20 protein-coding genes and 2 tRNA genes are annotated in these 24,252 nt (G+C 74.7%); 19 read left to right on the top strand and 3 right to left on the bottom strand.

Annotation, left to right across the window (positions count from 1 at the left end):
- Positions 1-94 precede the first annotated feature (94 nt).
- From RE027_RS08585 to RE027_RS08575, 3 genes are all read left to right on the top strand, one after another.
- Positions 95-1,630 (top strand): LTA synthase family protein, encoded by a 1,536-nt coding sequence (locus RE027_RS08585; protein ID WP_368807829.1) that lies wholly within the window; start codon positions 95-97, stop codon positions 1,628-1,630.
- A gap of 452 nt (positions 1,631-2,082) precedes the next feature.
- Positions 2,083-2,802, top strand: coding sequence for a hypothetical protein (locus RE027_RS08580; RefSeq protein ID WP_368807828.1), 720 nt, complete (start codon positions 2,083-2,085; stop codon positions 2,800-2,802).
- A gap of 86 nt (positions 2,803-2,888) precedes the next feature.
- Positions 2,889-3,593 carry a class F sortase gene (locus RE027_RS08575; protein WP_368807827.1) on the top strand — a complete coding sequence of 235 codons (705 nt, stop codon included), beginning with the start codon at positions 2,889-2,891 and terminating at the stop codon, positions 3,591-3,593.
- 15 nt (positions 3,594-3,608) lie between these two features.
- Here the strand turns inward: RE027_RS08575 and RE027_RS08570 are convergent, their stop codons facing one another.
- A complete protein-coding gene (locus RE027_RS08570; RefSeq protein WP_368807826.1) occupies positions 3,609-4,646 on the bottom strand; it encodes an LLM class flavin-dependent oxidoreductase in 1,038 nt (345 codons plus the stop codon).
- A gap of 118 nt (positions 4,647-4,764) precedes the next feature.
- Between RE027_RS08570 and RE027_RS08565 the strand changes: the two genes are divergently transcribed.
- Positions 4,765-5,142, top strand: a complete 378-nt coding sequence (locus tag RE027_RS08565) for a thioredoxin family protein (RefSeq protein WP_368807825.1) — start codon at positions 4,765-4,767, stop codon at positions 5,140-5,142.
- A 75-nt stretch (positions 5,143-5,217) separates the two neighbouring features.
- Here RE027_RS08565 and RE027_RS08560 read toward each other — a convergent pair whose 3' ends face one another.
- Together RE027_RS08560 and RE027_RS08555 are read right to left on the bottom strand one after the other, a co-directional pair.
- Positions 5,218-5,937, bottom strand: coding sequence for a VIT1/CCC1 transporter family protein (locus RE027_RS08560; protein WP_368807824.1), 720 nt, complete (start codon positions 5,935-5,937; stop codon positions 5,218-5,220).
- 62 nt (positions 5,938-5,999) lie between these two features.
- The gene (locus RE027_RS08555; protein WP_368807823.1) at positions 6,000-6,992 is read right to left on the bottom strand and encodes a DNA-3-methyladenine glycosylase family protein; all 993 of its coding nucleotides are present in this window, start codon (positions 6,990-6,992) and stop codon (positions 6,000-6,002) included.
- Positions 6,993-7,065: 73 nt separating this feature from the next.
- On the opposite strand from RE027_RS08555, the gene RE027_RS08550 reads away from it, so the two are divergent.
- From RE027_RS08550 to RE027_RS08480, 15 genes are all read left to right on the top strand, one after another.
- On the top strand, positions 7,066-8,511 hold the full coding sequence (locus RE027_RS08550; RefSeq protein ID WP_368807822.1) for a DUF2079 domain-containing protein: 1,446 nt from the start codon (positions 7,066-7,068) through the stop codon (positions 8,509-8,511).
- Positions 8,512-8,750: 239 nt separating this feature from the next.
- Positions 8,751-10,631 carry a DEAD/DEAH box helicase gene (locus RE027_RS08545; RefSeq protein ID WP_368807821.1) on the top strand — a complete coding sequence of 627 codons (1,881 nt, stop codon included), beginning with the start codon at positions 8,751-8,753 and terminating at the stop codon, positions 10,629-10,631.
- Between the two features lie 80 nt (positions 10,632-10,711).
- Positions 10,712-12,298, top strand: a complete 1,587-nt coding sequence (locus tag RE027_RS08540) for a sensor histidine kinase (RefSeq protein WP_368807820.1) — start codon at positions 10,712-10,714, stop codon at positions 12,296-12,298.
- Positions 12,299-12,308: 10 nt separating this feature from the next.
- Complete coding sequence (locus tag RE027_RS08535; protein WP_368807819.1) at positions 12,309-12,977, top strand: response regulator transcription factor; 669 nt, start codon at positions 12,309-12,311, stop codon at positions 12,975-12,977.
- 141 nt (positions 12,978-13,118) lie between these two features.
- Entirely contained in the window at positions 13,119-14,354 is a 1,236-nt protein-coding gene (locus tag RE027_RS08530; RefSeq protein WP_368807818.1) for a glycosyltransferase family protein, read from the top strand.
- Positions 14,351-15,613 carry a glycosyltransferase gene (locus RE027_RS08525; RefSeq protein ID WP_368807817.1) on the top strand — a complete coding sequence of 421 codons (1,263 nt, stop codon included), beginning with the start codon at positions 14,351-14,353 and terminating at the stop codon, positions 15,611-15,613. The genes RE027_RS08530 and RE027_RS08525 overlap by 4 nt, the downstream gene beginning before the upstream one ends.
- Entirely contained in the window at positions 15,613-16,869 is a 1,257-nt protein-coding gene (locus RE027_RS08520; RefSeq protein WP_368807816.1) for a glycosyltransferase family 4 protein, read from the top strand. Before RE027_RS08525 ends, RE027_RS08520 begins: the two co-directional genes overlap by 1 nt.
- Positions 16,866-18,695, top strand: a complete 1,830-nt coding sequence (locus tag RE027_RS08515; RefSeq protein ID WP_368807815.1) for an ABC transporter ATP-binding protein — start codon at positions 16,866-16,868, stop codon at positions 18,693-18,695. The genes RE027_RS08520 and RE027_RS08515 overlap by 4 nt, the downstream gene beginning before the upstream one ends.
- Positions 18,692-21,109 (top strand): hypothetical protein, encoded by a 2,418-nt coding sequence (locus tag RE027_RS08510; protein WP_368807814.1) that lies wholly within the window; start codon positions 18,692-18,694, stop codon positions 21,107-21,109. The genes RE027_RS08515 and RE027_RS08510 overlap by 4 nt, the downstream gene beginning before the upstream one ends.
- Before the next feature lie 54 nt (positions 21,110-21,163).
- Entirely contained in the window at positions 21,164-21,616 is a 453-nt protein-coding gene (locus RE027_RS08505; protein ID WP_368807813.1) for a hypothetical protein, read from the top strand.
- 192 nt (positions 21,617-21,808) lie between these two features.
- Positions 21,809-21,880 (top strand) — tRNA-Thr (locus tag RE027_RS08500).
- A gap of 60 nt (positions 21,881-21,940) precedes the next feature.
- Positions 21,941-22,014: transfer RNA gene (locus RE027_RS08495), tRNA-Met, on the top strand.
- A gap of 131 nt (positions 22,015-22,145) precedes the next feature.
- Positions 22,146-22,595, top strand: a complete 450-nt coding sequence (locus RE027_RS08490; protein ID WP_368807812.1) for an FAS1-like dehydratase domain-containing protein — start codon at positions 22,146-22,148, stop codon at positions 22,593-22,595.
- Between the two features lie 2 nt (positions 22,596-22,597).
- Positions 22,598-23,077 carry a MaoC family dehydratase gene (locus RE027_RS08485; protein ID WP_368807811.1) on the top strand — a complete coding sequence of 160 codons (480 nt, stop codon included), beginning with the start codon at positions 22,598-22,600 and terminating at the stop codon, positions 23,075-23,077.
- A 49-nt stretch (positions 23,078-23,126) separates the two neighbouring features.
- A complete protein-coding gene (locus RE027_RS08480; protein ID WP_368807810.1) occupies positions 23,127-24,242 on the top strand; it encodes a UDP-N-acetylmuramate dehydrogenase in 1,116 nt (371 codons plus the stop codon).
- The last annotated feature ends 10 nt before the right edge of the window (positions 24,243-24,252 follow it).

Raw genomic sequence — 24,252 nt, 5'->3', positions numbered from 1 at the left:
TAAGGGCCCGAGAACGGGTTGGGTGTCGAGGGTGTTCGGCGAACACGCGCGCATCCGGAACGCGAGGAGTGCCATGTCCGGACGGAGTCTTCACGTGATCCGACGGGTCGGCGTCGTCGTGGGGCGCCTCCTGGCCTACGTCCTGATCTGGGCGGGGCTCGCGCTGCTCATCGCCGCCGCCGGCATCCGTTTCTTCTGGGGCAAGATCTCCGTGGGCCAGATGCTCCTGAACCTCGTCTCCGTGGAGATCGACGGCGGGGGCGGAGCCGTCGTCTGGATGGGCATTCTCGGGATCGGCGTCGTGCCCCTGCTCCTCACCGCCGGGATCGCCCTGTGGCAGCACCTCCGGCGCCGCGAGCGCCGCCGCAACGGTGACGACGTGCGTCCTCGTCGGTCGCGGTGGATCCTGCGCACCGCCTCCACCGCTGTCGTGGCCGCGGTGGTCGTCGGGGGCACCACGGCCTTCGCCACCTCGGTGAGCGTGGGGGACTACATCAGGGCGGCGAACTCCGAGTACGACCTCGGCGACCACTACGTGGAGCCGATCGTCACCAGCGACGAGCACAAGCGCAACCTGGTCCTGATCTACCTCGAGTCCGGCGAGGCCGACCTCGCGGACGACCGGCTCTTCGAGAAGGAGGCGTTCGCCCCTCTGGAGGAGGTCTCCAGGGCTTCGGACGGCTGGCAGAGCGTGGACGGTCTCCAGCAGTACACAGGGGGAGGCTGGACCATGGCCGGTCTCACCGCGACGCAGTGCGGCGTCCCGCTGAAGGGGGTGGGCTCCGCCGCGGGCAGCGGCGTCGTCAACGAGCTCGGCGGCGAACTCGGCACCTACCTGGGAGGACTGGCCTGCCTGGGCGATGTCCTGGACGAGCACGGCTACGACAACGTCTTCCTCGGTGGTGCCAACGCTTCCTTCGCCGCGAAGGACACCTTCCTGAGCAGCCACGGCTACTCCGAGGTGAAGGACCTCTCCGACTGGCGCGCCGCCGGGGAGCCGGAGGAGAACTTCCGCAGCGACTGGGGCCTGAGCGACGAACGACTCATGGCCCACGCCAGGGACGAGATCGACGAGCTGCACGCCGAGTCGGAGAGGTCCGGCCGGCCGTTCCACCTCTCCGTGCTGACCCTGGACACGCACGAGCCGGTGCACGTCTTCGACTACTGCGACGTGGATGCGCAGAACAAGGTGACCTCCGTGTTCTCCTGCTCCATGACCCAGGTGGCCGGATTCGTGGAGCACATGGAGGAGGAGGGCTACCTCGACGACACCGCCGTGGTGATCATGGGCGACCACCTCGCTCCCAAGTCCTTCCACGAGCAGCTGGGCGGCAGCGACGACGACAGCGACGGCCGCACCATCTTCAACCGGATCTGGATCCCTGGCGATGACGGGAGCAGCACGCTGCGCCCCCGCGTGGACCAGCTGAACATGTACCCCACGATCCTGGAGGCCGCCGGCCTGACCCTGCAGGACCACGAGGCCGGGCTGGGCGTGTCCGCCTTCGCCTGGAAGGTCCCGGACGGTTCGGCGCAGGCCATGGAGCCGGGCCCCTACACCGAGCTGCTGGACTCGCTCTCCCCGCGGTTCTACGCGGAGGTCTGGGTCGGCGCGGACGCCGCCCGGTAGAGCTGTCCGTTCCCTGCCCGGTGCGCCCCGGTCCCTCGCCGCCGGGACGCGCAGGGCCGGTCCGGGTCGCGGCGCGCGGGCTCAGGGCCGCCACGGTCGGAGAGGACGCGGCCCGGCGCCGAGGCGGGACACGTCACGGAAACCGCGCGGTCCTGCGGCCCGGTGCCCGCCGAACAGGGGACGCAGCGACGGTCCCGCCGCGCCACAATCCTATTAACAATTGCTAAAAGGATGAAAACCCTTGTAGCTTGAACTGACAGCATCATCCGGCCGCGCTCCAGCACTTCCCGAGCTGGGGCGCCGGGGCCCCCCACACCGGATGACCAGCAGCACGACGATCCCTGCAGCGATCCCGCCGGTGCGCGAACCCGGGACGCCAGGACAGCTGTGCCGCGCGCTGGCACCCCAGGGGCAGGCCCGGGGTTCTGAACGATTTGAGGAGACGTACCGATATGACTGCTGTGAAGAAATGGGTGGCCGCCGGTTCGTCGGCCGCTGTTCTGGCGGGTGGCCTGTTCCTGGGCGCCCCGGCCGCCCACGCCGACACCTGCGCCGCTCCCGGCGCGAGCGCCACGGTGAGCAACCTGGTGACGGCCGCCGGCCACCTGCACGACACGAGCGTGCACTTCAACTCCCTGGTCACCGACCAGGACGTCCTGGCGCAGCTCGAGACCCAGCAGACCGTGCTGGAGGACGCCATCGTGAACGACGACACCATCGACCGGGCCCAGGCCGCCTGGACCGAGATCCTGCGCCTGCAGGGCTCCTACGCCGCGGCCACCGAGGACTCCGCGGTCGACGCGGCCTACGCGGCCTCCTCCTCCGCCGCGGCGAACTTCGAGGCGAGCGCCCGTGAGGCGCGCGCCCAGGGCGAGGTGTACATGGAGGACGGTGCCGCGCTCGTGGCGCTGTTCCAGAGCAACTGCGGCCCCCTCATCACGGGCACCGGCACGGGCGGGGACGACTCCCACGACTGGACCGGCACCGGCAACTCCGGCGACTGGACCGGCACGGGCGCCGAGGGCGACTCCGCCTCCGGCGTGAACCAGGGCATCAACATGCAGACCGCCGGGGAGGGCGGGCCCGGCGCCGGCCTGCTCGCCGCTCTGCTGGCCTCCGGTGCGGCCGTGGCCGGGGCCGTGGCGCTCCGGATCCGCCGCGCTCGCGCCTGATCCCGTCCCGCTGACCGCCCTGGTGCCGCGCTCGCGCGGCACCAGGGCGTAGTCTTTTCCCGACCCGATCCCAGAGGACCCGCCGCATGGACGCACCGCAGCAACCCGCGCCCCGCCGTCGATCAGGGGCGCGCTGGGCGGCCGCCGCCGGCGGTCTCGGCGCCGCGGCCCTCCTGTCCACGGCGCTGCTGACGGGCCCGCTCGACGCGGCCTCCCCGGAGGCGGCACCGTCCGCCCCGTCGGTGTCCGCCACGGCGCCGGCCACGGCCTCCGCGCCGGCCTCCGCCCCGGAGCCCGGAACACCCGCTCCGGCCGCCGCGCCGGACGCCTCCCGCCCGGCGGCCGCACCCCCCGTCCGGCTGCGGGTCGACGACGCCCGGCTCGACGTGCCGGTGCTGCCGCTGACCCCCAGCGAGCAGGAGCGGGCCGCGGGGCTGCTCGTCCCCCCGGACACCCTGGACGGCTACTGGCTCACCCCGTACGGCATGCCGGGGGAGGGCTCGCAGAACACCACCTACATCACCGGCCACAGCTGGGAGGACCGCGAGGCTCCCTTCAACCGGCTGAGCGACCCCGGTCTCGTCGGCAGCGAGATCGTGCTGGAGACCGGGACCGGGACCCTCGAGTACGTGGTGGACTCGGTGGTCACCCACGACAAGGACACCCTCAAGGACAGCGACATCTGGCAGATCGTGCCGGACCGGCTGGTCGTGGTCAGCTGCTACACCGAGGACCTGTGGGGCAAGAACGTCGTGCTCACGGCCTCGCCCGTGCCGCCGGAGCAGGGCTGAGGATCCCCTCGGCGCTCAGCCGAGCGCGGCCCGCGCCCGGGGCGCCACCTCGGTGCCGAGCAGCGTGATCGCCTCGCAGGCCAGGTGGTGGGGGACGCCGCCCGCGTCCATCCGCAGCAGCAGCCGGTCGTGGCCCAGCGCCTGCTGCTGCGCCACGATCTTGGCCACGACCTCGTCCACGTCGCCCACCACGAGGGAGCCCTCCGGGGCGCACTCCCGGTCGTACTCCTCCCGGGACCACCGCGGGTCGTCCGCGAGGACCGGCCCGTGGCTGCGGGCCCCTGCGGCGAAGTAGGGGTAGCTGAGCTCCCGCGCCTGCTCCGCGGAGCGCGCGACGAAGCCGGGGACGTTCAGGCTGACCGGGGTGGCGACGTCCCGGCCGGACTCCTCCAGCGCCCGGCGGTAGGCCGCCACGGCCGGCACCGACCCGGCGAAGGGCCCGTGCGTGCGCAGCAGGGCCAGCGGCAGGCCCAGCACCCCCGCGCGGACCACCGAGGGCAGGCTGCCCGCGGAGCCCACCCACACCGGCAGCTCCGGCTGCAGGGGCCGCGGCTGGAGGTCGAGCTCCACCGCTCCGCCGGCGATCCGGTCGTCGAAGGTCCCGGGGGTCGCCTTCAGCACCTGGAGCAGCTGGAGCAGCTTCTGTTCGAACAGGGCGTCGTGGTCCTCCTGCTCCAGGCCCAGGGCGCGCAGCACGCGTGCGGACGCACCGCGGCCCACGATCACCTCGGCCCGCCCGCACGAGATGTTGTCCAGCATGGCGATCTGCTCGTAGAGCCGCACGGGGTCCCCGGCCGTGAGCACGGACACGGCGGTGGTCAGGCGCAGCAGGTGGGTGCGCCCGGCGATCGCGGACAGCAGCACCACGGGGGAGGCGGCCACCACGTCCGTGCCGTGGTTCTCCCCGACGCCCATCACGGTCAGCCCGGCGTGCTCGGCGGCCTCGGCCTGCTCGATGATGTCCCGCAGCCGCTGCCGGCTGCCGGGACGGGCGCCGGTGGCGGGGTCCTGGGCGACCTCGCCCAGGGAGAAGATGCCGATCTCGAACGTCATGGAGTGCCTCCGCCGGCCCTGGTCGTGCCCTCCAGTCTAGGAGCCGCACGGAGCACGGTCTTGAGCCACGAGTGAAATCCGGTGCCCCGCGTGCGGCCCGGCCCCTACGCTGGACCGCATGGCTACCGTTGACATCACCCAGGACACCCTGGGCCAGACCATCGCCGAGAACGACATCGTCCTGCTCGACTGGTGGGCCGACTGGTGCGGACCGTGCAAGCAGTTCGCCCCGACCTACGAGGCCGCGTCCGAGAAGCACGAGGACATCGTCTTCGGGAAGGTCGACACCGAGGACCAGCAGATGCTCGCGGCCTCGGCGCAGATCTCCTCGATCCCCACGCTCATGGCCTTCCGCGAGGGCATCCTCGTCTTCTCCCAGCCGGGCGCCCTGCCCGCCTCCGCCCTCGACCAGGTGATCGACGCCGTCAAGGGCCTCGACATGGAGGAGGTCCGTGCGGAGGTCGCCAAGCACTCCGAGGACGCGACCGACGCCTGAGCGGCCCACGGTCCCGCACGACGACGGCGCCCCCACCGGCCGGTGGGGGCGCCGTCGTCGTGCGGGCGGAAGGGCTCAGACGACGCCCGTGACACCCAGCAGCGAGCCGACGGCGAACGTGGTGACGAGGGCGAGCGCGCCGCCCAGGACGACGCGCAGGGCCGCGCGGGTCTTCTGCGGCGTGTCGCCGAGGTGGGCGCCGAGCCACCCGGTGAGCGCGAGGGCCGCGAGCACGGCGACGAACGTGACGGGGAGGCGCCAGTCCTCCGGGGGCAGCAGGATCGCCAGCAGCGGCAGCAGCGCGCCCAGCAGGAAGGACAGCGCGGAGGCGACCGCGGCGTTCCACGGGCTGACGATGTCCTCCTCGTCGATGTTGAGCTCCGCGTCCAGGTGCGCGGCCAGGGCGTCGTGCTCGGTCAGCTCCTCGGCCACCTGCAGCGCGGTCCGCTCGGAGAGTCCCTTCGCCCGGTAGATCTCGGCGAGCTCGGCGAGCTCGGCCTCCGGCATCTCGGCGAGCTCCCGCTTCTCCTTCTCGATCAGGGCCCGGTGGGAGTCCGACTGGCTGGACACGGACACGTACTCGCCCAGGGCCATGGACAGCGCCCCGCCGACGAGGGCGGCGGTCCCGGCGGTGAGGATCGCGCTCGAGCTGGAGGTGGCTCCGGCGACGCCCACCACGGTCGCGGCGACCGAGACGATGCCGTCGTTGGCGCCCAGCACCCCGGCCCGCAGCTTGTTCATCCGCTCGGTGTAGCCCACCGCGTGCGGCTCCTGGATCACGTGTTCAGAGGTCATGGCACCATTGAACGCCTGCCGGTGGGCGCGTGCCAGGAAGGACAGGGTGTCCTCACCCGCCGTCACCGGTGCCGGTGGTCCTCCGGGTGCAGCCGCGGGGCGAACGAGGGCTTGCGGAAGCCCGAGGCCCGGAGCAGGCGCACGACCCGCTGCCGGTTGCCCCGCCACGGCTCGAGCAGCTCGAGCATCCGCCGGTCGTCGCCGGGGCGCCGGTCGAAGAACCAGCACACGGTGTCGGCGAGGTGGAAGTCGAAGACGCTGACCGAGTCCGGGTCCCCGTGCGTGCACTGGACGATCTCCGCGGCCGTCCAGGGCCCGAGGCCGGGGATGGAGCGCAGGGCCCGGTGCAGAGCGGCGTCCAGGGGGCCGCGGCCCAGGCGCTCCAGGGCGGCCGCCCGCTCGGCCACGCGCCGGACGGTGGCGGCCCGCGCGCCGTCGACACCGGCCCGGTGCCACTCCCACGAGGGCACGCCGCGCCACGCCTCGGCGGTCGGGGCGATCCGCATCCCGTCGGGGGCCGGGCCCGGCGCGGGCTCGCCGTGGCGTCGCACGAGCTGCCGGTGCGCGGCCACGGCCTCGCGCACCGTGACGCGCTGCTCCAGCACCGAGAGCACCGCCCGGTCCAGCAACCGCCCGGTCGACGGCAGCCGGAGCCCCGGGTGGTGGTGCCGGGCCGCGGCCAGCCGGTGGGGCAGGGCCCGGAAGGCGTCCGAGGCCTCGAACCGCGCCCAGGAGTCCTCCGCCCCGGCCCATCGCGGGGCCTCCGCGAGGAACTCCACCGCGCCGGGCCCCCACACGCGCACCAGCACGGGCCGCTGCAGGGGCCGGTCCGCACCGGTGCGGGAGAACCGCGCCGTCACGGGGCCCGCCGCCGTGCGGGCGGTGACCCACACGCAGTCCGGCGCCGTGACCCGGACCAGGGGATCCCCGGCACCGCGGGACAGCACCCCGAGGGTCTGGCCCAGGTGCAGGGCGCCCTCCGGGGCCCACACCAGCTCGGCGTCCGCCGGCCGGGCCGGGCGGGCCCGGGCGGGTGGGGGAGCGGTGGTGGTCATGAGACCATGATGGCAGTCCTGTCCGACGGCGCCGCGCCGGCCCGGGCGGGCCGCCCCAGCCACCGAGGAGGCCATGCCCGCCACCGCGCTCCGGCGCCCCGCAGACCCGGTCCCGCCGCCAGCCGCCCCCGGCTGGCGGGCGCGGCTGGCGCCCCCGGGCGTGGCTGCGCTTGTGCTGGTCCTGTACGTCTGGTGGTCCCTGCTGCAGTGGCACCGCTGGGAGGTCCCCTCCTGGGACCTGGGGATCTTCACCCAGCTGGCCAAGTCCTACGCCGCCGGCGAGGGGCCCGTCGTGCACATCAAGGGCCACGGCGCCAACCTGCTCGGCGACCACTTCCACCCGATCCTCGTCCTCCTCGGACCGCTCTACGCCCTGTTCCCCTCGGCGCTGACGCTGCTCGTGCTCCAGGACGTGCTCGTGGCGGTCTCGGCCGGGGCGCTGACCCGCTTCGCCGTGCGCGCCCTCGGCACGGCGCCGGGAGTGCTCCTGGGCCTGGCCTACGGGCTCAGCTTCGGGCTGCAGGCGGCCGTGGCCGTGCAGTTCCACGAGGTGGCCTTCGCCCTCCCGCTGCTGGTGCTCGCCCTCGGCTCGCTGGTGGAGCGGCGCTGGGCGGCGTCCGCGCTGTGGGCCGCGCCCGTCGCGTTCGTCAAGGAGGACCTGGGCGTCACCGTGGCGGCGCTCGGCCTCGTGCTGGCCTGGCGGGCCCACCGGGAGGCGGGCGGGGAGCGCGGCCCGGTGCTGCTGGGGCTCGGCCTCGCCGCATGGGGCGCGACCTGGTCGGCGCTCGCGGTCGCCGTGGTGCTGCCCGCCCTCAGCACGGACGGCCGGTTCGCCTACGCCGACCGGCTGGATCTCGCCGCCGCGGCGGCCGACCCCCTCGGGGCGCTGGTCTCCCTCGTGGTGCCGGGGCAGAAGGCGCTGACGTGGCTGACCCTGCTGGCCGTGGGCGTGGTGCTGGTGCTGCGCTCGCCGCTGGCGCTCGTGGCCCTGCCCACGCTGCTCTGGCGGATGCTCTCCCCCAACCACGGGTACTGGGGCACGGGGTGGCACTACAGCGCCGTCCTCATGCCGATCGTCTTCGTCGCGCTGCTCGACGCCGTGCTCCGCCTGCGGCACGGGCGGCTGGGCCGGCTCGCCCGTGCCGCCCCGGCCCTGGCCCTGGCGGTGGCGCTGCTGCTGGTCCCCGGTCGGCCGCTGGCCGACCTCGCGGACCCCGCCGCGTACCGCCCGGACCCCCGCGCGGACGTCAAGGCGGGGGTCGTCGCCGCGGTCCCCGAGGAGGCGAGCGTGGCCACGGACCTGACGCTGATGCACTACCTCGTGCCGCGCGCCCAGGTGCACTGGCTGGGCAGCGAGGGCGACCCCGCCCCGGAGTACGTGGTGGTCGACCAGCTCGGCGCCACGTGGGGCGGGAACCCGCCGGAGGACGTCGCCGCCTACGCCCGAGAGCGCTACGGCGCCGACTACGCGGTGGTGCGTGACGAGAAGCACCTCGTGCTCGTGCGGCGCCAGGACTGAGCGCGCCGCCGCGTGCGATAGACTGGACGGACCGAATCCGGTCACTCCCTCACTTTCTCGTGCAACGCGATGCCGTCAGCGCATCGTGTTCGGCCGCGGCCCGTCCGCGCCGTGTCCGACGCTCCCGTTCCATGCGGGGCTCCAAGTGGTTGGCAGGGACGTCCGGACACCACGACCGTGGCCGACGCCCCCGGGGACCACTCCCGGGCCGCCACCCGCACAGAACGAGGCACCTCTCCATGACCACCGACACCCCCAGCGCGCCCGGCACCGCCGAGGAGCACACCACCACCTTCGCCGAGCTCGGGATCGACCCCCGCGTGCTCGCCACCCTCGACGAGGTCGGCTACGAGAACCCCACGCCCATCCAGGCCGCCACCATCCCGGCGCTGCTGGCGGGCAACGACGTCGTGGGCCTCGCCCAGACCGGCACCGGCAAGACCGCGGCCTTCGCGGTCCCCGCGCTGTCCCGGCTCGCCGAGCTCTCCGACGTCAACGGCGTCTCCCGCGACACCCAGGTGCTCGTGCTCGCCCCGACCCGCGAGCTCGCCCTCCAGGTCGGCGAGGCGTTCTCCTCCTACGCCGGCCACCTCGACGACTTCACCGTCCTGCCGGTGTACGGCGGCTCCCCCTACGGCCCGCAGCTGGCCGGTCTGCGCCGCGGCGCCCAGGTCGTCGTCGGCACGCCCGGCCGCGTGATCGACCACCTCAAGAAGGGCTCCCTGGACCTGTCCCACCTGCAGTACGTGGTCCTCGACGAGGCCGACGAGATGCTGCGGATGGGCTTCGCCGAGGACGTCGAGGAGATCCTCTCCCAGACCCCGGTCGAGAAGCAGGTCGCGCTGTTCTCCGCGACCATGCCCCCGGCCATCCGCAAGATCGCCAAGCAGTACCTGCGCGACCCGCAGGAGATCGCGGTCAAGGGCAAGACCACCACGGGCACCAACACCCGGCAGCGCTACCTCCAGGTCATGGGCTCGCACAAGATGGAGGCCATGACCCGCATCCTCGAGGTCGGGGACTACGACGGCGTGATCGTCTTCGTGCGCACCAAGGCCGCCACCGAGGAGGTCGCCGACCGGCTCAAGGCCCGCGGCTACGCGGCCGCCGCGATCAACGGCGACATCCCGCAGAACATGCGCGAGCGCACCGTGGAGGCCCTGCGCGAGGGCAAGATCGACGTCCTCGTGGCCACGGACGTCGCCGCCCGCGGCCTGGACGTCGAGCGGATCTCGCTCGTGGTCAACTACGACATCCCCCACGACACCGAGTCCTACGTGCACCGGATCGGCCGCACCGGCCGCGCCGGGCGCTCCGGCGAGGCGATCCTGTTCATGACCCCCCGGGAGAAGTACCTGCTGCGGGCCATCGAGAAGGCCACCCGCCAGCCGGTGGAGCTCATGCGCATGCCCTCCACCGAGGACGTCAACCGGACCCGCAAGGACAAGTTCGCCCAGCAGATCACGGACACCATGGAGTCCGAGGACCTGGCCCAGTTCCGCGAGCTCGTCGAGCAGTACCAGGCGGAGCACGACGTCGACGCGGTGGAGATCGCCGCCGCGATCGCCGTGATGGCGCAGGACGGGCGGCCCTTCTTCGTCGAGGAGCTGCCGGAGCCCGCGGCGCGCACCCGGGACCGGGACCGGGACCGCGGGCGTCCCGACCGGGACGGCGACGACCGGCCGCGCCGCGAGCCGCGCGTCGAGAAGGGCATGGCCACGTACCGGCTGGCCGTGGGCCACCGCCACCGCGTCTCGCCCGGCTCCGTCGTCGGCGCCCTCACCAACGAGGGCGGGCTGAGCGGCGAGCAGATCGGCGCGATCGACATCCGCTCCACCCACACCCTGGTCGGCCTGCCCGAGAACCTGCCCGCCCCCACCCTGGACCGGCTCTCCCGCACCCGCATCAACGGGGAGCTCATCCACCTCGAGGCCGACAGCGGCCCGGGCGGGGCCGGTGGCCGCACCCGGCCCCGGAGCACCTCCTCCTACCAGGACCGCCCGCGCCGCAGCAGCGGCGGGGAGTCCCGCGGCGGCTACCAGGGCCGCAAGCCCGGGTACTCCGCCGGCGAGCGCGACGGCGACCGGAGCAGCCGGAAGCCGCGCCACAAGAAGTACTGAGCCCAGAGCCGGAGCTCTCGGGAGGGGGATGAGCCGCACGGCTCATCCCCCTCTCATGTGCCGCCGATAGTCTGGGGCGCATGTCGGCAGGCCCGCGGTGGGAGAGACTGCGGACGGAGCTGAGGTCCGTCCGCAGCCGGGTGCTCGCCACGACCCTGGCGTTCCTCGCCGTCGCGCTGCTCACGGTGGGCGGCCTGACCCACTACCTGCGCCTGGTCGACCTCGACGAGTCCGTGCGCCAGGACATCCTCCAGGAGGCGGGGGAGCTGCAACGCCTCGCGCAGCGCGGCCCCCTGGGGCCGGACGCGTCCCCCTCCGAGGACCTGGACGCGCCGGCCGAGGACCCGTTCACGGACCTGCCCCAGCTGTTCTACACGTTCATGACCACCACGGTCCCCGGGGAGCACGAGAGCATCCTCGCCCTCGTGGAAGGAGAGCCGGCGTTCGAGCACGCCGTCCGGTCCCGGTTCCAGCTCGACGACCCGACCACGATCGCCGCCGTGGTGGAGCGGGCCCGGCCCGGGCAGACGGTGGTCTTCGACCACGAGCAGGACGGGCGCGTGCTCCGCCTGGGCGTGATCTCCGTGGTCCTGGACGAGGATCCCCGCCAGGGCTACCTCGTCGTCGGCTTCGACATGAGCGCCCAGTGGCAGATCGTGCTGGACTCGCTCTGGCGCTACCTCGGCACCGCCGCCCTCACGATGGTCGTGGCCGGCCTGGCCGCCTACGTCCTCGTCGGGCGGGTCACGGCCCCGATCACGCGCCTGCGCCGGGCCACCGAGCAGATCAGCCCGGACGACCTGGGGCGGCGCGTGCCCGTGACGCAGCAGGACTCGGACGTGGGACAGCTCGCCGCGAACTTCAACGGCATGCTCGGCCGGATCGAGGCAGCCTTCGTCGAGCAGCGTCAGTTCCTCGACGACGCCGCCCACGAGCTGCGCACACCCCTGACCATCCTGCACGGCAACCTCGAGCTGATGGACGAGCACGACCCCGCGGACGTCGCCGAGACACGGGCGATGCTCCTCGACGAGATCGGGCGGATGAACCGCCTCGTGGAGGACCTGCTGCTGCTCGCGAGATCCCAGCGCGCCGACTTCATCCGCCCGGGCAGCGTCGACGTCCCCCCGTGGCTCGACGACACGATGGACCGGCTGCGTGCCCTGGGGGACCGGCGGTGGGAGCTCGAAGCCCTGGCCGAGGGACGGATCGTGGCCGACGGACAGCGGCTCACCCAGGCCGTGGTGCAGCTCGCCGCCAACGCGGTGAAGTTCTCCGCCCCCGGGGACGTCGTGGCGCTCGGTGCGGCCTGGGCCACCGGCCCCGCCGAGCCCGGCCGGGGCGGGCCGTCGCGGTACCTCGAGGTGTGGGTCCGGGACACCGGTGTGGGCGTGGCCCCGGAGGACCAGCAGCGCATCTTCGAACGGTTCGGCCGGGCCGAGACCGGCCGCACCGTGGAGGGCTCCGGGCTCGGTCTCGCGATCGTCGCCGCCATCGCCCACGGCCACGGCGGGACCGTGGGGCTGCGCTCGAGCCCGGGGCACGGGGCCACGTTCACGCTCCGCCTGCCCGACTCCTCACCCGCGACCACCCCCACGACGGCCCCGGTGGCCTCTCCGGGGGCCGACGCCGTTCCCACCACGACCACCGCAGCTCCCAGGAAGTAGAGGGCACCCCATGGCCAGCATCCTCATCGCCGAGGACGAGGAGCGCATCTCGCGCTTCGTGCAGAAAGGCCTGCGCGCCGCGGGCTACACGACCACGGTGGTGGAGGACGGCACCAGCGCCCTCGACTACGCGAGCACGGGGGAGTTCGACCTGCTGATCCTCGACATCGGGCTGCCGGGCATGGACGGCTTCAGGGTCCTGTCCGTGCTGCGCTCCATGGGCTCCTCGATCCCCGTGATCATGTGCACCGCCCGCGACTCCGTCGAGGACACCGTCGCAGGTCTCGAGCAGGGCGCCGACGACTACCTCGCCAAGCCCTTCCGCTTCCAGGAGCTGCTGGCCCGCGTCCGGGTCCGGCTGCGGGACCGCGCGGGCGGGGAACCGGCGGCCGACGAGCTCCGCTACGGCGGGCTCTCCCTCGACGTCGGGACCCGGTGCGCGGTGCTCGACGACCGGCAGATCGAGCTGTCCGCCCGCGAGTTCGCCATGGCCAGGGCCTTTCTCGAGAGCCCGGGCCAGGTGCTCACCCGGGAGCAGCTGCTGAACAAGGTCTGGGGCTACGACTTCGACGGTTCCTCGAACGTGGTGGACGTCTACGTCCGCTACCTGCGCAACAAGCTCGGACCCGAGCGGATCATCACCGTGCGCGGCGCCGGGTACCGCCTCGCCCTGCTCTGACCTGGCCGATACGCGTCGGGCCGGAATGTGCAGATGAGAACATCCTCATGAACAGCTCATGTTCTCATCATGTCCTCCCTCCACAGTGGGTATCAGCCACACCGGCGTCGGGCGGACCGGCGCCTCCCCGAGGAGGACACGATGAGCGACGACGAGCTGCGGGTGGTGCTGTACTCGCACGACTCCCAGGGGCTGGGGCACACCCGGCGGAACCTGGCCATCGCCCGGTCCCTCGCCCAGCACCTGCCGGCGCTGACCGGGCGACCGGTCACGGGAATGCTCCTCACCGGCGTCGACGCCGCCACCTCCTACGGACGGCCCGAGGGCTTCGACTGGGTGGTGCTGCCCGGGATCCGCAAGGGCTCGGGCGGCTACGCGCCCCGCAACCTCGCCGTGGGCATGGCGCAGCTGACCTCCCTGCGCTCCGGGATGCTGGACGCCGCGCTCACCGGCTTCCGCCCGCACCTCGTCGTCGTCGACCGCCACGCCTGGGGCGTGGACCGGGAGCTGCGGGAACCGCTGCGACGGCTGCGCGCGCACAGCCCCGGCACCGCGGTGGTCCTCGGCCTGCGCGAGGTGCTCGACGAGCCCGGCGCCGCCGCCCGGGAGTGGGCCGCGCTCGGGGACCTCGAGCGGGTGCACGAGGTCTACGACCAGATCTGGGTCTACGGCGACCGCGCCGTGCACGACCCGGTGGCCTCGGGCGAGATCCCCGCCGAGCTCGCCGACCTCGTCCGGCACACCGGGTACCTTTCGACCGGCCGGGTCCCCGGGGAGCGCACGAGCGGCGTCGACCGCCCCTACGTCCTGTCGATGGCCGGCGGAGGGTGCGACGGCCACCGGCTGACCCTCGCGGCGGCCCGCGCCACGGTGCCCCGCGGCCACCGGCACGTGGTGATCACGGGCCCGCAGATGCCCGAGGAGCACGCCGAGCAGGTGCGCGCGGCTGCTCTGCCGGGCACCCGCGTCCTGAGCTCCGTACCGGACGCGCTCGCGGAGGTCGTGGCCGCGAGCGCGGTGGTGTCCATGGGCGGGTACAACTCCGTCGCCGAGATCCTCACCACCAGCACCCCCGCCCTCCTGGTGCCCCGGGACCGGCCCCGCCAGGAGCAGCTGATCCGGGCCCGCGCGCTCCGGGCGCACGGCGCCGTGGACGTGCTGAGCGCCGACTCCCTCAGCAGCGCCGCGCTGAGCCGGTGGCTGCACCGGGTGGTCGGCACCGTGCGGCCGCGCAGGCACCTGGCTCTCGACGGACTGCACGCCGTGCCCGTCCTCGCCGCACGGCTGCTGCCCGGCGCGCGGAGCGCCGTGCAGCCGCCGGGCCCGGCAGACCTCGTCGTCCCGGCCGTCCCCGCCCGCGCCGGGGGTCTCCGATGAGCGGGCACCGCATCGGCTACGTCCTGAAGGTCTATCCCCGCTTCTCCGAGACGTTCGTGGTCACCGAGATCCTGGCCCGGGAGGCCCAGGGCGAGGAGCTCACGATCTTCGCGCTGCGGCACAGCACCGATCCGCGCTTCCACCCCGAGCTCGCCCGCGTCCGGGCGCCACTGCACCACGTCGACCGTCCCGAGCGGGCCTCCGCCGGCTGGGCCGTCCTGGCGCGGGCCGCGGAGGCGGTCCCCGGCTTCGGACCCCGGTTCGCCGCGCTGCTGCCCGAGCTGGCCGGAACGGAGGCGTCCGAGGTCCACCAGGGGGTGGCGCTGGCCGTGCAGGTGGTGGAGCAGGGCATCACGCACCTGCACGCGCACTTCGCGACCCTCGCCGCGCACGTCGCCGAGATCGCGTCCCGGCTCACGGGGGTGCCGTTCTCGGTGACGACCCACGCGAAGGACATCTTCCACGACTCCGTGGACCCGGTCCGGCTGCGCCGCACCCTGGAGCGGGCCGAGCACGTGGTCGCGATCTCCGAGTACAACCGGCGCCACCTGGCCGCCGCGTTCCCCGGGCAGGCCCACCGGCTGCGGCTCGTGCGCAACGGTATCGAGCTCGCCCGTTTCCCCTACCGGGACCCCGCCCCTCCGGGGAGGGTCCTGCGGGTCGCAGCGGTGGGACGGCTCGTGGAGAAGAAGGGCTTCGACCGTCTCGTCCGGGCGGCCGCGCGGTACCGTGCCGCAGGCGGACGGCTGTCCGTCACGATCGCCGGCGGCGGTGAACTGGAGCAGCAACTGCGGGCCCTCGTCGCGGAGCTGGGCGCCGAGGACGTGGTCGAGCTCCTCGGCCCCCGCACCCAGGCCGAGATCGGCGGGCTGCTGCGCGCCGCGGACGTCTTCGTCGCCCCGTGCGTGGTCGGCGCGGACGGCAACGCCGACGGCCTGCCCACCGTGCTGCTCGAGGCCATGGCCATGGGCGTGCCGGTGATCGCCACGGACGTCACCGGGATCCCCGAGGTGGTCCGCGGCACCGCTCCGCGCACGGGGGTGCTCGTGCCGTCCGCCGACGACGACGCCCTCCTCGGGGCCCTCGCGACCGTCGCCGGGCCGGGCTTCGACCGGATCGGCACCGCCCGGGCCGCCCGTGCGCTCGTCGACCGCGACTACGACTCCACCGCGCAGGCCGCCGCCCTGCGGGCGCTGCTGCCGTTCCGGAATCCGTCCGCCCCGGGTCCCGCCCCTGTCCCCGAAGGAGCCGGCCGCTGATGCGCCTCGCCTACGTCTGCGCCGATCCAGGTGTCCCCGTGTTCGGCACGAAGGGGGCCTCGGTCCACGTCCAGGAGATCCTGCGGGCGTGGCGGGCCCGCGGTGCCGAGGTCCGCCTCTACGCCACCCGCATCGGCGACGACGTCCCGGCCGATCTCGCCGACGTCCCGGTCGCCCACGTCCCGGTGCCGCCGGCCCCCGGCGGTCCCGCTGCGGGGCGCCGAGCCCGTGTCGTCGCCCGGGAACGCGCCCAGGCGGAGGCCGCGCGGCGGATCGCCGAGCGGGTCGTCGCCGACGGCGCGGACGCGGTGCACGAACGCCACTCCCTGTTCTCGACCGCGCTCGCCGAGGTCACGGGCCGTCTCCGCGTCCCCGGGATCCTGGAGGTCAACGCGCCCCTGATCGACGAGCAGCGCACGCACCGCGACCTCGTGGACGAGGACGCGGCCCGGACCGCGCTCCGCACCCAGGTGGGCGCCGCCACCCGCACCGCCTGCGTGTCGGCACCCGTGGCCCGCTGGGTGGAACGGACCGTGGCCGCAGCCGGCGGCCCGGCAGCCCGGGTGCTGGTCGCGCCCAACGGGGTCAACGTGGACCGCGTCGGCCCGTGCGCCGACTCCGCCGTCTCGGGTCCCGACCCGGTGCCGCCGGTGGTCGTGTTCGTCGGCACCCTCAAGCCGTGGCACGGGGTGGAGCACCTGCTCCGCGCCCGGTCCATGGCCGCCACCCGCTGGCGGACGCGCGTGGTGGGGGACGGCCCGCAGCGGGCCTCCCTCGAGGCCCTCGCCGCACAGCTGGGCGTGGAGGTCGAGTTCACCGGCGCCGTGGCCCCCGCCGAGGTGCCCCGCCTGCTGGACGACTGCGCCGTGGCCGTGGCGCCCTATCCCGCCACGCAGGACGCGGCCGGGCAGTACTTCTCCCCGCTGAAGATCTACGAGTACGCCGCCGCGGCCCTGCCGGTCGTCGCGTCCCGCGTGGGCCAGGTGCCCGCCGCGGTCGCGGACGGGCTCACCGGCGTGCTCGTGGAGCCGTCGGATCCTGCCGCCCTCGCCCGGGCCGTCGACGCCCTCGTGGGCGACCCCGCACGGCGCCGCGCCATGGGGCGGGCCGCCCGCCGCGACGCGGTCGCCCGGCGCTCCTGGACCGCGGTGCTCGACGGCATCCTCGCCGGGACCGAGCTCGACGGCGTGCCCGCCGGCACGGAGCCCGCCGGGACCGGCGCCCGACGGCCGGTCCCCGCAGGAGCACGACGGTGAGCGGGGGGAAGCGGCTCGACCGCCGGGCCCTCCGGCGCACCGTCGGGCTGCTCACCCCGCACCTGCGCGAGCACCGTCTGCTCGCGGGGGGCGGGATGCTGGTGCTGCTGCTCGAGGTGGCCTTCCGCGTGCTCGAGCCCTGGCCCCTGAAGATCGTCGTCGACGCCGTCTCGGTGTCCCTCGGCGCCGACAACGTCGACCCGTGGATCCCGGAGGCCTCGTGGCAGCTGCTGCTCGCGGCAGGCCTGGCCACGGTCGCGATCGTCGGTTTCCGAGCGCTCGCCAACTACGTCTCCACCCTCGCGTTCGCCCTCGTCGGCTCCCGGGTCTCCACCGCCCTGCGCGCCCGGGTCTTCGACCACGTCCAGGCCCTGTCCGATCGATACCACTCGGTCTCCCGCGCCGGGGACACCGTCCAGCGCCTCGTCTCGGACGTCGGCAAGCTGCAGGAGGTGGCCGTCACGGCGGGGCTGCCGCTGCTCGCCAACGTGCTCACCCTCGTGGTGATGTGCACGGTGATGCTCCTCCTCGACTGGCTGCTGGCCCTGGTCGTGGTCGCGGCGATCCTCGCGTTCCTGCTGGTCGGGCGCGGTGCCTCGGCCCGGATCACCGACGCCTCCCGGAGGACCCGGCAGGGGGAGGGCGCCCTGGCGAACACCGCCCACGAGTCCCTCGGCGCCATCCGCACGGTCCAGGCGTACCGGCTCGAGGAGCACATGGCGGAGTCCTTCGGCCGTTCCAACGAACTGGCGCTCACCCAGGGGGTGCAGTCCCGGCGCCTCGCCGCGGCCCTCGAACGGGCCACGGACGTGATCGTGGGCGTGGCCACCGCGGCGGTGATCTTCGGCGGGGGCATGCGGGTGCTCCAGGGCGCGATGAGCCTGGGCGACCTGGTGCTGTTCACCACCTACCTCAAGACGTGCATGAAACCGTTGCGGGACATGGCCAAGTACACCGGGCGCATCGCCCGCGCCGCGGCCTCGGGGGAGCGGGTGGCCGAGGTCATGGACGAGACCGTGGACGTGCGGGAGGCGCCGGGCGCCCGGGACCTTCCGGGAGCACGCGGGGAGATCGCCTTCTCCCACGTGGACGCCGCGTACGGGCACCCGGACGAGGGTGGCCGCACCGTGCTGCGGGACGTCGACCTCGTCATCCCTGCGGGCCAGCACGTCGCCGTCGTCGGCCCGTCGGGCTCCGGGAAGTCGACCCTGGTCTCCCTGCTGGTGCGGATGATGGATCCGGTGGCAGGCTCGGTGACCCTGGACGGCCAGGACCTGCGCCTGCTCACGCTGGGCGCCGTGCGCGGCAGCGTGGCCCTGCTGCTGCAGGACTCCGTGCTGTTCCACGGCACCGTGCGGGAGAACATCCGGCTCGGCCGCCCGGGCGCCACCGACGCCGAGGTCGAGGCCGCGGCGGCCGCCGCCCAGGCACACGGGTTCGTGACGGCGTTCCCGCTCGGCTACGACACCCCGGTCGGGGAGCGCGGGTCGACGATCTCGGGCGGGCAGCGCCAGCGGCTGGCCATCGCGCGTGCCCTGCTGCGGGACGCGCCCGTCGTGCTGCTCGACGAGGCGACCACCGGACTGGACCCGCAGGCGACCCGGGACGTGCTCGATGCCGTCGGCCGGCTCGTCCGGGGCCGGACGTCCCTCGCCGTGACCCACGACGCCGCGCTCGCGCTGGCCTCCGACCGGGTGCTGTGGGTCCAGGACGGTCGCATCCTCCTCGACGGCACCCCCAAGGAGCTGCTGGCCCGGCCCGACGGCGTGTTCGCCGCCTGGGTCGAGCAGCAGCGGGCGCAGCAGCGCCGGGAGGTCCGCTCGTGAACGGGCAGCTGCCGCGGTCCTGGAAGAGCCTGCCCGTCCTCGCCACGCTCCTCGACGCCGACCGGCTCGCAGAGCTCTTCGGGGCCGAGCTCGGCGGAGAACTCCGGACGAGCCGCCTGCGCTACAAACCGGGGGTCTCGGCGGTGGCCCGGGTGGACGTCGAGGAGACCGGGGCGGTGCACTGGGTCGCGGCCTTCGCGCCCACCGCCGACGGGGACCGGAAGATCGACAGGCTCCGGACCCGCACCGGGGGCGGGACCTCCGTGCTGGTCGAGGACGTGCCCGGCCGGCCCGGCGACCGGCTGGCCGTGGGCGCGATCGCCGCGGACCCCGGCCTCCGGCGCCCGCTCGCGGCACTCGGTGCGGCGCGGGACGTCGGCCGTCCGGGACACCGCGCCCGGCTGCTGCGCTACAACCCCCGTCGCCGGGTCGTGCTCACGGGCGCCGACGGCGGGGCGGCCCTGGTCACGAAGGTCACCGCCGGCCCGGCCCCCGTGGACCCGCACCTGCTGACCCGGCTCGCCGCTGCCGGACTGCCCGTGCTCGCCCCGGTGGCGGCGCCCGCGGGATGGGTTCCGTCGCCCCACGTGCTGCACTACCCGTGGTTCGGGGACGGCGATCTCGCCGTCCGTGCCTCCGGTCCGGACGAGCCGGTCCTCGCGGCCGCGACCGCGGCCGGCGCCGCGCTGGCCCGGCTGCACGTCCTCGGCCCGCGACTGAGCGCGGGGTCCAGGGTGGGAGCGGCCCCCGCCCCGGGACGGAAGCTCGCGGACCTCGCGGCCGATCTCGCGGCCCTCGACGCGGGGCTGGCGCAGCGCTGCGCCCGCGCCGGGCGGGCGGTCGCCGCGGCGATCGCGGCCCGGGACCGTGCCCCGGTCCGGCTGCTGCACGGCGACTTCTCCGCAGACCAGGTCCTCGTGCGGGGCTCCGCCGGTCCGGGGGACCCGGAGCTCCGCCTCGTCGACCTGGATCGGGTGCGCCCGGGCGCGGCCGCCGACGACCTGGGTGGGTTCCTCGCCGTCGAGCTCCTCGAGGCCGACGCCGTGGGGTCTCCCGCCGCGCCCGAGGAGGACGCGCTCACCGGAGCCCTGCTGCGCGGCTACGGCTCCGAGACCGCTCCTCCGGGGGCCGCCGAGATCCTGGCCTGGGCCGCCTTCCACGTCCTGGCCCGGTCCATGGAGCCCTTCCGCTCCACGGTGCCCGACTGGCGGGAACGCACCGACCGGCGCCTCGCGCTCGCGGAACGGCTGGCCGGGCAGGCCGTCCGGGCGCCCGGTGCGAGGCTCGCCCGTCCTCCGTCCGGCCGTCCCGCCGTCCCGTCCGTCCCGCGGACCGGACCGCCCGTCGACCCCGTTCCTCCCGCGCCGGTGCGCGTTCCGGAGACCGTGCCGGACGACGACGGGAGTCCGTTGCGGGTCCGCCGCGCCTGGCCCGCGGCGGACGGACGGCTCGCGCTGGAGCTCGAGGACGGCCGGGGCCGCGTCCGGGCCGGCGAGGCGGTCCTCGCCGTGGACCGGAGGTGGTCGGTCCGCGCCCTGCCGTACGGACAGGACCCCCGGTTGCCCGGACTCGCCGCCGCGGTCTCGGGCGGCGGCCGGGTGGTGGTGCACCGCCACCGCCGCCGCGCGGTGGTCGAGACCCCGGACCGTTTCGTGAAGTTCCTCGCCCGCGGCAGGGCCGTGCAGGTCACGGCGCGGTCCGAAGAGCTGCACGGGCTCGGCGTGGCGGCCGGTCTCGCCGTGCCCGCCGTCCTCGGCCGCACCGAGGACCGCATCGAGTTCTCCGTGCTCCCCGGCCGGAGCCTGCACGAGCTGGGCGCCGCCGGGCGGGCGGACGACTACCGTGCGGCCTGGGCGCGCTGGGCCGTGTGCTGGCCCGCCCTGGCAGCCGCCGTGCCGGGCGCCGGGCGGCTGCCCGAGCACACCGCCGAGGACGAGGCCCGCGCCCTGGTCCGGTGGGCCGGGCACCTCGACGCCTTCCCAGGCCTGCTCGCCGCCCCGCGCGGCACCGTCGCGGCGCTCGCGCGGCGGATCGGTGACGACCTCGTGGCCCCGCCCGGTGACCGGCGTGCCCGGGCCGTGCTGCACCGGGACCTGCACGACAAGCAGGTGCTCTACGACGGCGAACGGCTGGCGCTGCTGGACTTCGACACGGCGGCGGTCGGCGAGCCCGAGCTCGACCTCGCGAACCTCACGGTGCACCTGGACCTGCGGGTGGCCCAGGGCCTGCTCGACCCCTCACTGCGGGCGGCCGGGCAGGAGGCCGTCGCCGCGGTGGCGGGGGTGCTGGGCGCGGACCCCGTGCGCCTGGCCGCCCACGCCGAGGCGACCCGGCTGCGGCTCGCCTGCGTCTACGCGTTCCGCCCGCGCTGGCGGACCCTGGCCCAGGGGCTGCTCGACGGGATGCTCTCCTGAGAGGACCGTCATGTTCTCATGCCCGTCTCACCCCGTTCCGGGACACTGGTCGGCATGAGGATCCTCTGGTCGGCAGTAGCCCTCGCGGCCGTCGCGGCACTGGCGCTCCTGCTGTGGAACGTGGCGAGCAGCACGGACGGTGTGGAGGTCGTGCGCGACGGCGTCTCCGTGAGCGGCAGCCCCGACCCGGGACGGTCGGGCGCCGCCTCGCCGGAGGGGGCCTCGTCCCCGGCCACGGCACTCGGCGAGGACAGGACGCCGGGGGAGGCATCAACGCCCGAGGAGCCGTCCGCCGCGGCGCCGAGCGCCGGTGCCGGGAACGGGGGTGACGACGCGGGGGCACCGGTTCCCGGCGTCGTCCCCGAGCAGCCGGCCCCGGCACCTCCTGCCCAGGTCCCGCTCCCGGTCCAGCCCGCTCCGCTCGGCGACGACCGGGACGACGACCCGGAGGACGACCCGGAGGACGACCGGGACGACGACCGGGACGACGACCGGGACGACAGCTGACCGCCGGCCGGACGGCCGGCAGGCGTCCGGCGGACACGGTGCCGGGACCCGGTCCCGCGGGTCCCGGCACCGTACCGGGAAGGCTCGGAAAACCGCTCCTACCAGGGTGGACACCCGGGTCCACCGGGCGCTCGCGGAGGCCCCCTCCCGATTTTTGTTTTGCCGAAACGTCCTGGTAGAGTCTTCGTCGTTGCCCCGATAGCTCAGTGGTAGAGCGCCATCTTGGTAAGATGGAGGTCCCGGGATCGATTCCCGGTCGGGGCTCTCGTGATGAGATCCCGTGGCGCGGCCGTCAGGCCGTCAGCCGCGGGTTCCCATCTACCTGGCGGTGTAGCTCAGCTGGTTAGAGCGCACGACTCATAATCGTGAGGTCGACGGATCGAGCCCGTCCACCGCTACGGCGAAAAGCCCGTGACCCTTGCCGGTCACGGGCTTTTGTCGTCCCCGCCGTGCCGGGCCCCGCGGGCGCCACCGTAGACTGGTCGGGTTCCTGCCGCCCGCGTGCGGCGCCGTCCAGCGAGGAGCTGCCATGCCCGTGAACCCCGATCTGGTCGGGCGGACCTACCCGCCGGCCGAGACCTACACCGTCGGACGGGAGGCGATCCGCGAGTTCGCCAGCGCCGTCCAGGCCGGCCACCCCGCCCACCACGACGTCGAGGCGGCCCGCTCGCTCGGGCACGCCGACCTCGTGGCGCCCCCCACCTTCGCGATCGTCGTGGCCCAGCGCGCCGACGCCGCGCTCATCGCCGACCCCGAGGCCGGCATCGACTTCTCGCGCGTGGTCCACGCGGACCAGCGCTTCACCCACCACCGCCCGATCGTCGCCGGCGACCAGCTCGTGGCCGAGCTGCACGTGGACCAGGTGCGGGCCATGGGCTCCGGAGCCATGGTGACGTCCCGGGCCGAGATCCGCACCGTGGAGGGCGACCAGGTCGCCACGACCGTCTCGTCCCTCCTGGTGCGCGGAGAGGACCAGTGACCATGACCATCGCCTTCGACAGCCTCGAGAAGGGCCAGCAGATCGGCGAACGCCGCATCGAGCTCTCCCGCGCGGACCTCGTCCGCTACGCCGGCGCCTCCGGGGACCTCAACCCCATCCACTGGAACGAGGAGTTCGCCCGGGCCGTGGACCTGCCCGACGTCATCGCCCACGGCATGCTCACGATGGGCGCCGCGGTCCAGCTCGTGACCGACTGGGCCGGCGACCCGGGCGCCGTCGTCGACTACCAGACCCGCTTCACCAAGCCGGTGGTCGTGCCCAACCGGTTCGGCACCGCGGTGGAGGCCTCCACCGCGCTCACGGTCACCGGGAAGATCGGAGCGCTCGACGACGCCACCCGCACCGTGCGCGTCGACCTCACCGTCACCGCTCCGGATCTCTCCGCGGAGGACGCCGACCCGGCGACCGCCGCCCAGCTGAAGGTGCTGGTGAAGGCCCAGGCGGTCGTGCAGCTGGCATGAGGACCCGGCGGGACGCGCTCCGCGCGGGACGGCCGATAAACTGGGCACCATGACGCCCCCTCACCTCGCAGACCTCACCACCGCCGCCGTGGGCGGGCCCGCCCGGCACTACGTCCGGGCGGAGACCGAGCAGGCGGTCGTCGACGCCGTCGCGGAGGCCGACGCCGCCGGACGGGCCGTGCTCGTGGTCGGGGGCGGCTCCAACCTCATCGCGGCCGACGCCGGATACGCGGGCACCGTGGTGCACGTGGCCTCCCGGGGCGTGGAGGTCGTGGCCGAGGACGCCGGGAGCGTGCTGCTGGAGGTCCAGGCCGGGCACTCCTGGGACGCGCTCGTGGCGCAGGCCGTCGCCGAGGAGCTCGTCGGGATCGAGGCGCTCTCCGGCATCCCCGGCACCACGGGCGCCACCCCCGTGCAGAACGTGGGCGCCTACGGCCAGGAGGTCGCCCAGACCGTGGAGTTCGTGCGCGCCTGGGACCGGCAGGACCGCCGGGTGCGCGAGTTCGGCCCGGCCGAGCTGGAGTTCTCCTACCGGGACTCGGCGCTCAAGCGCAGCACCGTGGACGGCTCCCCCCGCCACGTGGTGCTCGCGGTGCGCTTCCGCCTCGCGCGCGGCACGGACGGGGCCCCCGTCCGCTACGGCGAGCTCGCCCGCCGGCTCGGGGTCGAGGTGGGGGAGCGGGCCCCGCTGGAGCGGGTCCGCGAGACGGTCCTGGCCCTGCGGGCCGGCAAGGGGATGGTGCTCGACCCCGCCGACCGCGACACCTTCAGCACCGGGTCGTTCTTCACCAACCCGATCCTGCCGGCGACCGCGCTCGGGAGCCGGCTGCCCCTGGACGCCCCCCGGTTCCCCGTGGTCGACGCCGCCGGGAACCCGCTCGAGGACCGGGTCAAGCTCTCCGCCGCGTGGCTCATCGACCACGCCGGCTTCGGCAAGGGCTTCGGCCTGCCCGGCACGCGCAACGAGCTGCTGGACCTCGACGGCGCCGCGGTCGCCGGGGGCCGGGCCTCGCTCTCCACCAAGCACACGCTCGCGCTCACCAACCGGGGGGACGCCTCCGCGGCGGACCTCATGGCGCTGGCCCGCACCGTGCGCGACGGCGTGGCCTCCGTCTACGGGGTGGACCTCGTCGCCGAGCCCGTCATCGTGGGCACCGCGGTCTGAGGGGGCGACG

The sequence above is a fragment of the Kocuria sabuli genome (assembly GCF_040981185.1).
Lineage (GTDB): Bacteria > Actinomycetota > Actinomycetes > Actinomycetales > Micrococcaceae > Kocuria > Kocuria sabuli.
The sequence above is the reverse complement of the archived record's forward strand: the minus strand, read 5'-3'. Positions and strand labels throughout refer to the sequence as shown.

What these genes read in the sequence shown, in the direction of transcription:
- RE027_RS08580 (WP_368807828.1), top strand. Translation starts at nt 2,083, where the DNA reads ATGACTGCTGTGAAGAAATGGGTGGCCGCCGGTTCGTCGGCCGCTGTT.
- RE027_RS08575 (WP_368807827.1), top strand. Translation starts at nt 2,889, where the DNA reads ATGGACGCACCGCAGCAACCCGCGCCCCGCCGTCGATCAGGGGCGCGC.
- RE027_RS08570 (WP_368807826.1), bottom strand. Translation starts at nt 4,646, where the DNA reads ATGACGTTCGAGATCGGCATCTTCTCCCTGGGCGAGGTCGCCCAGGAC.
- RE027_RS08565 (WP_368807825.1), top strand. Translation starts at nt 4,765, where the DNA reads ATGGCTACCGTTGACATCACCCAGGACACCCTGGGCCAGACCATCGCC.
- RE027_RS08560 (WP_368807824.1), bottom strand. Translation starts at nt 5,937, where the DNA reads ATGACCTCTGAACACGTGATCCAGGAGCCGCACGCGGTGGGCTACACC.
- RE027_RS08555 (WP_368807823.1), bottom strand. Translation starts at nt 6,992, where the DNA reads ATGACCACCACCGCTCCCCCACCCGCCCGGGCCCGCCCGGCCCGGCCG.
- RE027_RS08550 (WP_368807822.1), top strand. Translation starts at nt 7,066, where the DNA reads ATGCCCGCCACCGCGCTCCGGCGCCCCGCAGACCCGGTCCCGCCGCCA.
- RE027_RS08545 (WP_368807821.1), top strand. Translation starts at nt 8,751, where the DNA reads ATGACCACCGACACCCCCAGCGCGCCCGGCACCGCCGAGGAGCACACC.
- RE027_RS08540 (WP_368807820.1), top strand. Translation starts at nt 10,712, where the DNA reads ATGTCGGCAGGCCCGCGGTGGGAGAGACTGCGGACGGAGCTGAGGTCC.
- RE027_RS08535 (WP_368807819.1), top strand. Translation starts at nt 12,309, where the DNA reads ATGGCCAGCATCCTCATCGCCGAGGACGAGGAGCGCATCTCGCGCTTC.
- RE027_RS08530 (WP_368807818.1), top strand. Translation starts at nt 13,119, where the DNA reads ATGAGCGACGACGAGCTGCGGGTGGTGCTGTACTCGCACGACTCCCAG.
- RE027_RS08525 (WP_368807817.1), top strand. Translation starts at nt 14,351, where the DNA reads ATGAGCGGGCACCGCATCGGCTACGTCCTGAAGGTCTATCCCCGCTTC.
- RE027_RS08520 (WP_368807816.1), top strand. Translation starts at nt 15,613, where the DNA reads ATGCGCCTCGCCTACGTCTGCGCCGATCCAGGTGTCCCCGTGTTCGGC.
- RE027_RS08505 (WP_368807813.1), top strand. Translation starts at nt 21,164, where the DNA reads ATGAGGATCCTCTGGTCGGCAGTAGCCCTCGCGGCCGTCGCGGCACTG.
- RE027_RS08490 (WP_368807812.1), top strand. Translation starts at nt 22,146, where the DNA reads ATGCCCGTGAACCCCGATCTGGTCGGGCGGACCTACCCGCCGGCCGAG.
- RE027_RS08485 (WP_368807811.1), top strand. Translation starts at nt 22,598, where the DNA reads ATGACCATCGCCTTCGACAGCCTCGAGAAGGGCCAGCAGATCGGCGAA.
- RE027_RS08480 (WP_368807810.1), top strand. Translation starts at nt 23,127, where the DNA reads ATGACGCCCCCTCACCTCGCAGACCTCACCACCGCCGCCGTGGGCGGG.